We start from the raw sequence: 13,308 nt of genomic DNA on the forward strand, positions 1-13,308 counted from the left end.
ATACCGTAATCAGGGATGCCCAGCGGGCATCCAAATTATTGCAAATTACCGGTCAGGATAAAATTCAATCCATGACCGTAATCGGTATCCGTTTCCCGCTGATAATTTACGTGCATTTTCTGAAAAAAGGAGGATTGATTGAGCCGGGCTAAAAATGCAGAGAAATCGCCTTTTCTGTCAGAGACCTCGGCTTGAATGGCCATGCCTTCGAGAACCAGATACTTGCCCGCTGCCGATCGATTGCCTGACTGGACAGGAGCCAGGCTCTTCAGGGAAATCCTGGTGAAAAAGACAAGTGCCGGACTGAGATGGCTCAGTTCCTTGAGCATGCAGCTCATCGAGAGTTTCTCGCCGACAAGGTCCTGGTAGAGTGCATCCTGTCCCGCCAGGAATACCTGCCTTGCCTCGATGTCCTGTGGAGAAAGATTTCCGGCTGCTCCGGCATCCAGGTCTCTGGACAGCATATCGAGCTGTGACTGGCCGGCCTTGAGCTGCCAGGATAAAACCAGGTATCCTATCAGGATGAGCATAAGCCCTGCCAGGGCTGGAAAAGCATACAGAGCCATCACCGATCTCCCCTCGGGTTTCACCTCAGGATATTGGTTATAAAATTCCTCACAGGTGACCCCTCCGCGAATGAACCTGATCAACTGGTTCGTGGCGGAAAGGTTTTCCTCTTGTTTCATCTGCTCTCTTCAATCCTGACTGATTACGATCACCCGGGAGTTGTTGAAGTCCTTTTTCTCCAGTTTGTCCATCGTCTCCCAGGCGCGAGTCAGGTCAGTAAAAGGGCCAACGATGACTGAGTATCTTTCCCTTTGATCGGAAAGGTTCTCCCGCTCGATATAGATGCGTCTGCCGATCGAGGACAGTTTATTCAGGCAGCCCTGGGCCTGGTCAACGGTCGGGAAGGAATCTACCTGCACACCGTAGATACGGGAGCCTTTTTCCGATTTCCCTCCATCGGCGGTGAGATCAGGAAAGTAAACCTTCTGGCCAGGTTCGATGAGGTTCAAATTTGAGATATGGGGATTGGCCTTGTGAATGGATGCCAGGATACTATCCGTCACTTTCTCACACCCGTAAAGTTTGAGGGCCATCCGGGAGACAAAATCGCCCTTTCCGGCTACCACTACCTGATATCCTGCCCTTTGTATTTCTCCAGGGGCACTATCCTCCGGCAGGTTCCGGTGATCAGCGGGGAAATTTTTGTTGTCTGCTTTTCTTATCGGCTCATCGACGGGTGGAAGATCGTTTTGGCCGACCGGATTGGAATCGGACCGGGCGTCAGATGGAACTGCCTGAGACCTGGCTCTGGCAGTATGCAGAGACCCTGGCTGCGGCACAGAGCCGGTTTGCGGGGATTGCACAGGTGACAGGCCGCTCGGTCCTGCCTTTCGGCTGGAAGTGGCCTGCTCCTGACCGGTATCGGTTGCACTGCGGTGGCGGATAATCCCGAAAAAACCCAGGATAACGAGAACTGCCAGGGCTGCCGCAGGCGCAGCCAATTTTGACAACTTTTTAAGGTTGAACTTTCTCTGTTCCGGAAATACGGCGTCCGGGAAGAGGGATTTGACAACCAGCTCGACGATCTGCTTATCCACTACCTGCTGCTTCCTGATGAGCATGAGCAGCAGGCAATGATGGCAGAGATTGACGATTTTTCGGGGATATCCCTGGCTGCACTCGTAAATCTTCTGATAGGCCTCCTGGGTAAAAAGAGACTGACGGGAGAAATATCCCGCCTTCCGAAGGCGGAAATCAATCATTTCCCTGGTATCAGCCAGGCTCAGGGGTTTGAGAAAATAGAGCATATTGACCCGGTCCATAAAGTTTTTCTTCCCCTGAATCTTGTCCAGAAATTCCATCTGCCCAAAAAGCACCAGCTGCAGCAGCTTGTATTCATTGGTTTCAAAATTCAGAAAATCCCTCAGCAGCTCCAGAAAGGGATAGTCCATCTTCTGGGTTTCGTCGATGATCAGGACAATGACCCGCTTGCGTTCCAGTCCCTCTTTCAGGAGGTTGGTCCGTATGGCTTCCTTGAAAGCCAGGCTGGTTTTCTCCTCAGGGACCGGGATATTGAAAATTTTTACCAGCGAGAGGAGAAATTCATATTCGGAATTGAATGAAGGATCGAGTATCAGATGGAACCTGAACTCTTCATATCCCTGAAACAACTGAATTAAAGCGCGGCTCAGGGTTGTCTTGCCGGTCCCGACATCCCCCAGGATGATATTCAATCCCCTGCGCAGCCGGATGGATAATTCAAGTTGTTGCAGACATTCCTGGTAATCCCTGGAATAGTAGAAAAAGCTCGGATCAGGTGAAATCGAAAACGGTTCCTTTTTTAGGTTAAGGAGGGTTGTGTAATCCATGAAGATGTGTATAACAGATTGAGGATGGATTTGTCAAGGGAGAGTGTGTAAAAAAGTTTCATTATGAAACTTTTCCTCCCTGACTATGGGCATAAAAAAAGACCAACCACCACAATCTCGCTTGTCTTTGGGGATGGTCAGTCTTTTTCAAGAAAAAATCGTCTGGCTGATTTACTCAGGGAATTGATCAGTCATTTTTTTCACGATCTTCTTCTTTTCTGCGGCCTGAATTTTCAGCCGATCGCGGCTCTTCCCGGAATGAATCGAATCGGCCACTCTCTTCCTCTTTAGTCTTGATCGTATCCTTTATTTCGGTGATGCCGATAAACAAGGCAATCAGGCCGCCAGTAAGCAGAATCATGGGGACGCTTCCCGCGATAAGGTAAAGAAAATATCTGAACCAGAAAATCAGCCCGATAATTCCGAGGATTATTGCTAAAAAACCGCCTAACACTGCCATAATCATTCCCATTGTTCTTTTTGCCCCCTTTCTCATCTAGGATTGTTTTGGCGATCTGTTTTCTGATAGCTAGATTCTCTAATAAATTCTCTGAAAAGTCAAGCATTAAAAATAATTTACACCCTTGAAGATGTATTCTGTTAAACCCTCAACTTCCTTATGCTGGATAGAAAAAGGGAAGTGGCCCATTATGGAATAATAATTCCCTATTGGCTGTTTTTTGTCAAGTCAACAGTGATTCACATTCGGTTTCGATCATATGTGAATCTTTTTTCCTAATAGATGGAAAAAATTTTCATAACTCTCAGGAAGATTCCGCTCTATAGTAGTTGAGCTATTTGAAAGCAACTTTCCTTTCTCATCGCTTATTATATGATTTTAATGGATCATTGATTTTAGATTCAATCTTTGGCAAGAAGGAAATACAGGGAAGAACTGTATGGCATAAGAATTGCTTCACTATATGCCGTCCTGCAAATAAACTCAATCTCCCTTATGAGGAAGGGAATTCCGAACTCTGATATTGAAAATACCATGAAAGTGTCCCGATAGGGTAAATCAATCTCGAACAGGTATTAATTTCTCTGGATAATATAAGGCTCACTGGCTTATTTCCCTAATAAGGCCAGCACAGAGTCGAAATAATGGATAGGGAATGAGGCGATTGTTCGATTGTAAGGTATTGAAAATTCTTTCTCACCTGTTGCAGATATTACTGGCAGGCTTAATCTGTATTTTATGCACTATGGATGCGCCGGAATACATCCGCTGCACCCATATCGGTGTTTGTGAATTCCTGGAAGTCTGCGCAGATTTTACCGAAACCCGGAAACTGGAAAATATCCTGGAAAGCATAAGCCATTTTCCCCGCCGGATTTTTACTGCCGGAAGGAACCTTATCGGACGCTTTTCATGCTTTCTCGAATGGTTAAGACGCATCGTTAACTATAACCTGAATCTCATTCAGCAGAACCTCATCGAAAATTTTTTCTGGCCGCCGGTTGTGTTGCCGATCCTGGAGCGGTGGGTCAATCCATTCCGCTGTGAAGTACCTTGTCCTGTGCTCAGGATAATGAGCAGGGTTCTTCTGAAGGACGAAACCATTCCTCCTGCACAGGAAAATAAGCTCCCTCCGCCAGCACTTCAGATCGTAACGATCTCGATTATCAAATCCTGACCTGTCTCATCCAAATAAATCCGCATTAAACCCTGAAGCTGTAAGATTCCCCCAAAAATATTCACAGTCAACATGTTCCTCATCAACTGAGAATATTGTGGATATTGGGGTTTGGGGGACCTGTGAAATACTGTATTCAACACATCAAAAGAGGAAGGTGAGTAAATGAAATTTTTTCCAAAATGGCTTTTTGCAGTTATTATGCTTTTCATAGCGGCTGCTGTTCCCGAAGGCTTGCTGCCTGGCTGGGCAGAGGCACAATTTTCTCCCCTCTCAGGCTATTACGGTTATTATAATTACCTGGCACCATTCCAGGCTTATGGCTATGGGGGGCTGGGCGGCTCTGCATTCATCAATCCTCATGCAGGATTGGGATGGGGAGGAATGAACCCTTTTTCAGGCTCTCTCACATCATGGTCTCCGTGGTATGGCGGCGGGTATTTCGGAAACGGCCTGAGCCTGATGAGCCCTTTCTCTTACGGGAACGGATACCAAACCCTGATGGAGGCGTTCAACACCTATAACTATTTACAATACGCCATACAATTTTACGAAATAGCCAGAGAAGTTCCTCTTCTCTATCTCCAGGATACCCAGGCCGATCATCTCGGTGCCCTGATGTATAGTTATGCGGACAAGCTGGGGGTATCGCCTCAAGAGGCTGTGCTCTATTTTATCAGGGAAAATTTCTTTCCCCAGCCATAAGAGAGCAAGGCATTAACCCTGAAATAACTCGAATTGGCCGCGCTCATGAGCGTGGCTGTATCAAGGATGGGTAAAGGCAACCTTTTTGGATAAGAAAGGAGGACAATTTATACCACGCATTCGCAGTATGGTACTATCGTTAGGTTTTTTATTTAGTGTTTATCAATATTGTTTCCAAGATGAGGAAAGGTTAAGGAGAAACGATCATGCGTAGAACACGACTTTTATTGGGTGCATTGGTATTAGGTATGGCAGTTTGTTTTTTCATGGCTTCATCAGCAACTGCTCAGTACTGGCAGGCGATGCCTCCTTATAATGTATTGTGGCCACTGTGGACTCAGACACTGTCTCCTGTAGACCCCCTTACGGGCAAGGCTACACCTCTGGTGAGCTCACTTACCAGCTCGACCGTACTGCCGGTAACGCCTTCTTTTATCTGGGACATCGAGGACTCGCATCCCTGGTTTCTGTACAATGCTCCTGCAATCCTGGGTGGCAGCCTCTACTATTTTGATCCTCTGACCGGCTTCAACACCTTCCCGCCTCCCGACCATATCCTGCCAGGTGGGGTAATTGTCCCGAACACACTGCCACTGGGCTATGAACTTCTGATTCCGCCATTTCAGAATGTTGACCTGTTGACCTTGATTGCCAACAATGCCTATACCGCTGCCTTCGGATCATATGTAGGCGCTATCCCCTATCTCAGCCTGGTGACTCCGGAAGTTCTGTGGGGAGTACCTCCATTCCCTGTTTTCTAATCTTATGCTATGAAAGCTGCCCAAGCACGTCATAGATAAGATGCACTATCCTGACTTACCACAAAACCTTATGGATAAGTACAGGGAAATGGAGGTACCTTGAATTAACTATGGTATAAATTGACGCCTATACCCATTCCGTATTCTTATCGGTATTCTCACCAGTAAAACAGGTTGGGGGAGGCCCGGCATACCCTTCGGGGGGGGGACTGGGCCTCCCCACAACTTTCCGGCACGATTTTTTGGAAATTTTTATTTTTTTATTGCTTGCCCGAATATTTTCTGGTTTAATAGGCTCCAAAATCAGTTCAAATGTAAAAGCATAATGTTCCAAAAGGAACAGGCGGATTTTCCATCTCTCCGTTACGCTTTTGCCAAAGGAAAAAAGGGCTTATGAGGGGGGAAATAAGCATCGGGAGGCTCTATGAAAAGCTTTACCATCAACAGGACAACCGTAATATGGAAAGTTGGGGATATCACCGAAGAATCAGTAGATGCCATTGTTAATGCCGCTAATTCCGGCCTGCGGGGAGGAGGGGGCGTAGACGGGGCCATTCATCGGGCAGGCGGCCCCAAAATCATGGAAGAATGCCGGAAAATCGGCGGATGCCCTGCCGGTGAGGCAGTCATCACCACAGGAGGCAATCTGCCTGCCCGCTCTGTTATCCATACCGTAGGGCCAATCTATGTCACCGGAAAAAAGGGAGAGCCGCAAATCCTGCACAATGCCTATCTGAACAGCCTGCGGCTGGCTTCACAGCATAATCTTCGAACCATCGCCTTCCCCTCGATCAGTACCGGCGTTTACGGCTATCCGATCGAGAAAGCATCCCGAATCGCTCTTGAGACCTGCCTCGACTACCTCAAAGATCATCAGGATGACTTTGATTCGATTACCTTTGTGCTCTTCAGCCAGAGAGATTACGAGGCTTATGAAAAGGCCCTTCAGGAGCTGTACCCGGAGGAATTTTCCCAGGCACGGGAAGAAGGCACGTGATCTGTGCCCGGTCACTTACGGGAAGACTTCCACAAAGGGAGAAGGGCTGATTTCATGCCAGATGATGCCTTCAAGCAGCCCCGCGTCACTGACCGTTAAGCGGGTAATATTCAGGGTTCTCATCAGAGTCAGCAGTATGGCCGCACCAGCCAGGATAATATCCTCCCTGCCCTTCTCCAGCCCGCAAACCTTCCCCCGCTCATGGACAGGCACAGAGCGAAGACCGGCAGCCAGCTCTTCAAGGCTGGCTAAAGGAATGGCAAAGCTATTGATCCGGTCAGGATCATAGCTGCACGCTCTTTGCTCGATGGCGGCCAGGGTGGTAGCCGTACCTCCGGTCCCGATAAAACTGGTCAGGGAATCGGTAAAAATCGACGGAAGACTCTGCTCAATAATGCTCCGGCAATATCTGACCATCTCTTCCCATTCGCAGGCCGCAGGAGGATCATGAATCAGGAATTTCTCGGTAAGCCAGACAGCACCCAGGGGAAGGCTGAAAAAAGAAGGATAGCCGTCAGCAGGAGGAAAGTGAATGACTTCACTGCTTCCTCCGCCGATGTCGGTAATGATCAGATTTTCCGGCTGGAGGCCGAGAGTCCTGATAACCCCGTACGAGGCCAGGCCAGCCTCCATCTCCCCGGAAATGACCTGCACTGGAATGCCGGTTTCCTGATGCAGTACCCTGCAGGCGGATTCCCGGTTCTCGGCTTCCCGAAAGACACTGGTCCCTGCGAGGCGAACCTTTTCAGCCCCCAAACTTGCCGCCTCAGCCGAAAACCTCTTCACCGCTTCGACAGCCCGCCGGAGGCTCTGGGGCAGGATTTTTTTCTCCCTGCCAAATCCCTCCCCCAACCGGACAACCATCCGCTCCCGGTGCAGCACGCGGATTTGCCCGCGGTTTAGTTCCTCGGCAACCATGAACCGGATGGCATTGGTCCCAAGGTCAATCGCAGCATGAATCATGGTCGTTTCTCTCAATAATCTTCAGAAGCTGCTTCACCCGATATGGTTTTGCCTTCCCATTAATCTGTTGTTAGTATAGCCTAAAATAAAGCAATTTGGAAAAAAATCTTCAGGACGGTACCACATTAATTGCATGAATAAAACCAACTTATACCCTGGCGCATGTATTTGTTCAGGGGCGGACAGTTTTAATTTATCAGAGGCAGCCTCCTGTTGTTTACCCTATAAGGGAGCGAATGCTCCTCATAATCCCTCCCCCTTTTGAGGCAGGGAGCCCCTGTGGCAGGGGAGGTTAGGTGGGGGTGAACCAACGGGGAAACCAGTACAGAAAAAAACCGGCAGCGAGGTTATCCGGCTCTCTTAAAAAAGCTTGACAATAACCGTTCAGTCATTAAAATAGACAGGGTCGAGTGAAAAATATTTCGTGGATTTCGAGGTAATAAATTATAAATTTGGAGATAAAAATATCATTTCACTACGTGATTTTACAGTATACAACTGATCCGTCCAAGAGAGGTGTGTGGGTGCGTGAATGCATGCTCGAGAGAGTTGAAAGAGAAAGGCAAGTGGATATTCGACAATCTCCAAAAAGACATGGGGGGTAGGAGGAGAGGAATCGTTCGTCCGTATTATGAAAAAAAGCCGAAGTAATTAACGTGGTTTGTACAACGAAGAAAATACCGAGCGGAGGGCTGTTGTTATGATGGTCGAATCAAACGATAGAAGGACAACCAGACGGGTCACCGCAGAAATTCCCCTTGAACTTGTCACTCTCCCCATAACCATTGCCAAAAGATCGCAAAGTTCCCAGACTCAGAACATCAGTTGTTTCGGATTGTATTGCAAACTGGATCAATATATCCCCCCTTTCACCAATGTTGAAGTCAGCCTGTTCCTGCCACAAAAACAAAATCCACACTTGCCCTCAAAAATTTCCTTTAAAGGGATTGTTGTTCGGAGTGAGCCGGCAGAAGAAAGCAAAGCCAAAGAATATAATATCGCTATCTTTGCACCCTCAGGCATTGATTTAGGAGGCTATTCTTTTCAGCCCCCTGCCGGAGATTAACCCCGGTTCAGAAGTCAGGAGCCAGAAGTCAGGAGTCGGGAGTCAGGAGTCGGGAGTCGGGAGAAAAGAAAGCTTTTATTCTGACTCCTGAATTCTGACTCCTGACTCCTCTAAATATAGAGCCTCCAAACAAAAGTAGCTGCACAATGCCAAGAATAAAAATTTTGCCGGAAAATCTGGCTAATATGATCGCTGCCGGGGAAATTATCGACCGGCCGGCTTCGGTCGTGAAGGAGCTGGTGGAAAACTCCATCGATGCCGGGAGCGACCAGATAGAAGTACACCTGAAGCGGCATGGCAAAGAGGAAATCAAAGTCATCGATAATGGATGCGGAATGGGATACCATGATGCCCTGCTGGCCTTTGAAAGGCACGCTACCAGCAAGATCTGCGAGCCTGCGGACCTTGAGAAAATCCATACCCTCGGGTTTCGGGGAGAAGCTTTGCCGAGTATTGCCTCCGTAGCTCAATTGACGATTATCACCAGAGAGCAGGGAACTGAAATCGGCACTCAGGTGATTCTCGATGGGGGAAAATTGATCAGGGTTTCCGAGATCGGTGCTCCGGTAGGGACAAGTGTCTGTGTTTCCTCGCTGTTTAAAAATGTCCCTGCCCGGCTGAAGTTTATGAAAAGCGATTCCGTCGAATTCAGCCATATTGCCCAGATTCTGGACCAGGAGGCACTGGCCCACCATCAGATCTCTTTTACCTTCAGGCACAACGGGAAAACCGTCTGGCACATGCCCAAAGTCCTGACCCTGGATGAGCGGATCCAGCAGCTCTATGGTCATGAAATCATCGATCACCTGCTGAAGATCAATGGAGAATTCACAACATGCCGGGTTTTCGGACTTATCGGGGAGGCCACCTATACCAGGCCGAACCGTTGCGGTCAGTATACTTATGTCAATGGCCGGTTTGTCCGGAATCCGATCCTTCTGAAAGCGATTTCCGAGGGTTACGAACACGTTCTGCCCCGCGACCGCTACCCGGTCTGCTTCCTGTTTCTCACGATTTCTCCCGAGCATGTTGATGTCAATGTGCACCCGGCCAAGATCGAAGTCCGGTTTTCCCATCAGCAGGAAATTTTCGAGGGGATAGTCAGTCTCCTGAAAGAGCGGCTGTCAACCTCCCGGACAGCGGTCCCCGGAATCTCGATCACGGCAGAGAGGTATGCTCGGGATGAAACCTGCCATTCCCCCTTGCCATCCTTTCCTCACCTGAGCATGGAGGAATCGGCAGATGAAAAGCCTTCATCGAGGGAACTCCCAAAGCCCCTGCAGGCCTGCGAGCCTGCCTGCCTGCTCCGGCAGGAGCAGGAATTGCCAAAGCCCTGCACCGAAATTGCGGGCCTTTTTCCTGCCTTCTCCGGGCAATCCGCGTTCAGGGGAGAAGAGCACCAGCGCGGTTTTCAGGAAGTCATCCAGAACAGCGACTCCCGGAGTTTCCTTGTTGCGGAAGGTGACTTCATGCAGATCAATAATTCCTTCATCCTGTTTGAAACCAGACAGGGCCTGGTCATCGTGGACCAGCATGCAGCCCATGAGCGGGTCCGGTACGAGCAACTGCAGCAGCAGTTTCGCACCAAAACCCTCCATGCCCAGCAACTGCTGGTTCCGATAACTTTTCAGGTTCCGGGATATCTTGCCGGGCCAGCCGAAGGGGTGCTCCCGCAGCTTCATGGTGCGGGATTTGACCTTGAGCCTTTCGGCCAGAATACGTTCGTCATCAAGGCCGTTCCTGTGCTGCTTGCCAAAACCGATCCCCGGGATCTTATCCAGGAAATCTTCAATGATCTTGTGGAGGTTCCGAAAAACGACCCGGAGGCCCTGTACGATGCCCTGCTGATGCGGATGGCCTGCTCTTCGGCTATCAAAGCCAATCACCGGTTGAGCCCGGAAGAAATGCGAAGTCTGATCGATCGACTGCGGGAAACGTCCATGCCCTTCCGCTGTCCGCACGGCCGGCCAACCACGATTCAACTGGACCTGAAACTCCTGGAGAAATATTTCCTGCGGGGATAAGGCTTAAAGGGATAGGAGAGCATTGGAAAGTCCAAATTTGAAGATCGTCCCCAAACCCCCTCTGGCCGTCATCCTGGGTCCAACCGCCGTTGGCAAAACCCGTCTGGCCATCAATCTGGCGCAGGCAGGGAATATGGAAATCATCAGTGCCGATGCCTTGCAGATCTACCGGGAAATGGATATCGGCACAGCCAAACCATCTGCCTTTGAGCGCTCACTGGTGCCTCATCATATGATCGATATTGTATCTCCGGCTGAGCACTACAATGCCGGAAGGTATGAGCGGGAGGCGGGTGAGGCGATCAGGAAGGTCCTGCAATCGGGGAAAATCCCTCTGCTTGTCGGCGGCTGCGGGCTGTATCTCAAGGCTGTTCTCCACGGTATCTTCCAGGGACCTGAGAATGATCCTGTCCTGCGGGAGCAGCTTCGGCAGGAAGCCCAAATGCGGGGAGAGTATTACCTGCACGAGAGGCTCAGGGAAATCGACCCGGAAACTGCCCGCAAGCTTCACCACCGGGATCAGCCACGGCTGATCCGGGCCATTGAGGTTTATCTGAAGACCGGCATCCCCCTGTCCGTGCTCCAGAAGAGGCATTCCTTTCCGGAGAGCCGCTACCGGACGAAAATTATCGGCCTGTTCCGGGACCGCCATGACCTCTACACCCGGATCGAAACCAGAATCGACCAGATGATTGCAGCGGGCCTGGTAGCCGAAGTACAGGGGCTGCTCGATGCAGGCTATTCCGAGCATTCAACCGCTCTCCAGGGACTCGGATACAAGCAGATCGTGGCTGCCCTGAAAGGCCAATACTCGTGTGAAGAGGCTGTTCGCCTGCTGAAAAGAGACACCCGCCATTATGCCAAACGGCAGTTTACCTGGTTTCGTCAGGTAGAAGATGTCCACTGGATTGACCTTGGCACCTATCCCGAAGAGCAGGCTGTCCGGAAAATGAAAAAGGTGCTGGCAGATCTCGGTTAATCCGCCAGCACCTTTGAAGCCGGAAATAGAAAACGGCTTACTAGTATGGATAACTGCTGGTGCTCGTTCCGCTGGTATAGGGATAATAGGAGCTGTAGGGGTAAGAACCGGAAGTCGCGGGATAGCCGGTATAGGGATACGAGGCGTAAGCGCTGCTGCTATAGGGATACGAGCTGTAGCCATAAGGATAGGAGCTGCTGCTCGTGGGATAACCGCTGGTATAGTAAGGACTGAAAGCGCCGATGGTGGAGCTGTAATATGAAGGATAGCCAGCCGAAGAGCTATAGCCATAGGGGCTGTATCCATAGCCGGCAGCGCCGTAGCCATAAGGGCTATATCCGCCGTAGCCATAGGGATAGCTGCCATAGCCGTAGCTGCTTGTAGCCCCATAGGGATAGCCGCCATAGCCATAACCGGCAGCGCCGTAGCCATAAGGGCTATATCCGCCATAGCCGTAGGGATAGCCGCCATAGCCATAACCGGCAGCGCCGTAGCCATAAGGGCTATATCCGTAGCCACCGGCAGCTCCATATCCATACCCATAGGGGCTATACGCCCCATAACCGGCGGCACCGGCATACGGGCTCAGGCCGACCAGACCATAACCGCCCATCGGCATGGGGTTGACCATTCCAAGCCCTGACATCAGGGGATTGGCCATGGTCAGAGGAGGCATCATGAGCCCCATCATCATGGGGTCCATCATGATCTGGTTCATGGCCATTGTTCCCATATACATGGGATTCAGTCCGCCAAGCAACTGTGCCTGAGCTGCCGGAACAAAGCTGACCATTGAGAGAGCTGCCAGAATAACCATACCAAAGGAAAAATTCTTCAAAAACCTGTTCATTTTCATACGCACGACTTTCTGTCCTTTCCGTCTGTTTCTCTTCCTCTTCTCCCCCCTGAGATAAATCAGAGAAAATGATTTGTTAGACCTTATTGATGACTCACAACCCTCAATTATCTTTAACTACCAGTAAATACCTCTCAAATCACCTCCCTTTGTGCCCCGCTGTTTGCAGTCCCTGATTATATCCTCAGGTTGGCAAATTCCGGCTATTATGCTTGTGTGACCAGTGTATTTCCGCATCCGAAGGCCGCAGATAGGTTGGAACCAGGGTTTCGGCCCGGTCGGATTGCTGAAGGGTCAAACGTTTCAATCCCAGGCTGGCGACGATCGATGCCCTGGGGCAATTATGGGATTGGGGAGAAAATTCGGCTTCCTTGCCGAATTCTTCTCGAATCAGTCTCTCATAGAGTCTTGAGCCGTTTCCGATAAAAATTGTCCTGCGCGATCGGTCCAACTGATTAATCATATCCAGCGGAGAAACTGCTCTCTCCGGAACAAGTACCTGTAATTCCCCCTCAGTCCATTGATAGAGGGCTGTATAAACCTCTTTTTTTCTGGCATCGAGCAGAGGACAGATAGAACACGAAGTAAAAGGAAGGTTAGCGGCCAGGGCTTCCAGGGTCGGAACACCCACAATGGGCTTTCCGGCTGCAAAAGCCAGGGCCTTGGCGGTGCTCACTCCGATCCGAAGGCCGGTGAATGAGCCGGGTCCGATAGACACAGCTATTCCTGCGCACTCGGCCAGCGATCTTCCCGTATCAGTCAAAACTTGGTCAATTCCTCTCAATAACTGCTCGGCATGGCTTTTGATACCGCTTATCAGATATTCAGCCAGAACTTCATCTTCGCTCACCAGGGCAATGCTGCCGGTCCTGGTGGCGGTTTCTATGCCTAAAATAATCATGATCCCATAATATTAATAATAGCAACTTGCTTCGCTAATAGCAA

General features: G+C 49.9%; 13 protein-coding genes. 7 read left to right on the forward strand and 6 right to left on the reverse strand.

The window, feature by feature from the left end; genetic code table 11:
* Positions 1-35: 35 nt before the first annotated feature.
* From AB1611_07080 to AB1611_07090, 3 genes are all read right to left on the reverse strand, one after another.
* Entirely contained in the window at positions 36-686 is a 651-nt protein-coding gene (locus tag AB1611_07080) for a hypothetical protein (GenBank protein ID MEW6379354.1), read from the reverse strand.
* A gap of 9 nt (positions 687-695) precedes the next feature.
* Entirely contained in the window at positions 696-2,375 is a 1,680-nt protein-coding gene (locus tag AB1611_07085; protein MEW6379355.1) for an AAA family ATPase, read from the reverse strand.
* Positions 2,376-2,562: 187 nt separating this feature from the next.
* Positions 2,563-2,847, reverse strand: coding sequence for a hypothetical protein (locus AB1611_07090; protein MEW6379356.1), 285 nt, complete (start codon positions 2,845-2,847; stop codon positions 2,563-2,565).
* Positions 2,848-3,490: 643 nt separating this feature from the next.
* Between AB1611_07090 and AB1611_07095 the strand changes: the two genes are divergently transcribed.
* The 4 genes from AB1611_07095 (at position 3,491) to AB1611_07110 (ending at position 6,475) form a co-directional block, all read left to right on the forward strand.
* Positions 3,491-4,012 (forward strand): hypothetical protein, encoded by a 522-nt coding sequence (locus AB1611_07095; GenBank protein MEW6379357.1) that lies wholly within the window; start codon positions 3,491-3,493, stop codon positions 4,010-4,012.
* A 165-nt stretch (positions 4,013-4,177) separates the two neighbouring features.
* Positions 4,178-4,717, forward strand: coding sequence for a hypothetical protein (locus tag AB1611_07100; protein MEW6379358.1), 540 nt, complete (start codon positions 4,178-4,180; stop codon positions 4,715-4,717).
* A gap of 206 nt (positions 4,718-4,923) precedes the next feature.
* Complete coding sequence (locus AB1611_07105) at positions 4,924-5,478, forward strand: hypothetical protein (GenBank protein MEW6379359.1); 555 nt, start codon at positions 4,924-4,926, stop codon at positions 5,476-5,478.
* A gap of 424 nt (positions 5,479-5,902) precedes the next feature.
* Positions 5,903-6,475 (forward strand): O-acetyl-ADP-ribose deacetylase, encoded by a 573-nt coding sequence (locus tag AB1611_07110; GenBank protein ID MEW6379360.1) that lies wholly within the window; start codon positions 5,903-5,905, stop codon positions 6,473-6,475.
* 15 nt (positions 6,476-6,490) lie between these two features.
* Here the strand turns inward: AB1611_07110 and AB1611_07115 are convergent, their stop codons facing one another.
* Positions 6,491-7,438 (reverse strand): Ppx/GppA phosphatase family protein, encoded by a 948-nt coding sequence (locus AB1611_07115; GenBank protein ID MEW6379361.1) that lies wholly within the window; start codon positions 7,436-7,438, stop codon positions 6,491-6,493.
* Positions 7,439-8,138: 700 nt separating this feature from the next.
* On the opposite strand from AB1611_07115, the gene AB1611_07120 reads away from it, so the two are divergent.
* From AB1611_07120 to miaA, 3 genes are all read left to right on the forward strand, one after another.
* Positions 8,139-8,504, forward strand: coding sequence for a hypothetical protein (locus tag AB1611_07120; protein MEW6379362.1), 366 nt, complete (start codon positions 8,139-8,141; stop codon positions 8,502-8,504).
* Positions 8,505-8,650: 146 nt separating this feature from the next.
* On the forward strand, positions 8,651-10,528 hold the full coding sequence (gene mutL, locus AB1611_07125; protein MEW6379363.1) for a DNA mismatch repair endonuclease MutL: 1,878 nt from the start codon (positions 8,651-8,653) through the stop codon (positions 10,526-10,528).
* A 22-nt stretch (positions 10,529-10,550) separates the two neighbouring features.
* Positions 10,551-11,507 (forward strand): tRNA (adenosine(37)-N6)-dimethylallyltransferase MiaA, encoded by a 957-nt coding sequence (gene miaA, locus AB1611_07130; GenBank protein MEW6379364.1) that lies wholly within the window; start codon positions 10,551-10,553, stop codon positions 11,505-11,507.
* A gap of 40 nt (positions 11,508-11,547) precedes the next feature.
* Here miaA and AB1611_07135 read toward each other — a convergent pair whose 3' ends face one another.
* Positions 11,548-12,357: a hypothetical protein gene (locus AB1611_07135; protein ID MEW6379365.1), complete on the reverse strand. Its 810-nt coding sequence runs from the start codon at positions 12,355-12,357 to the stop codon at positions 11,548-11,550.
* A gap of 190 nt (positions 12,358-12,547) precedes the next feature.
* The gene (tsaB, locus tag AB1611_07140) at positions 12,548-13,264 is read right to left on the reverse strand and encodes a tRNA (adenosine(37)-N6)-threonylcarbamoyltransferase complex dimerization subunit type 1 TsaB (GenBank protein MEW6379366.1); all 717 of its coding nucleotides are present in this window, start codon (positions 13,262-13,264) and stop codon (positions 12,548-12,550) included.
* Positions 13,265-13,308 lie beyond the last annotated feature (44 nt).

Source organism: bacterium, assembly GCA_040755755.1.
GTDB lineage: Bacteria > SZUA-182 > SZUA-182 > DTGQ01 > DTGQ01 > DTGQ01.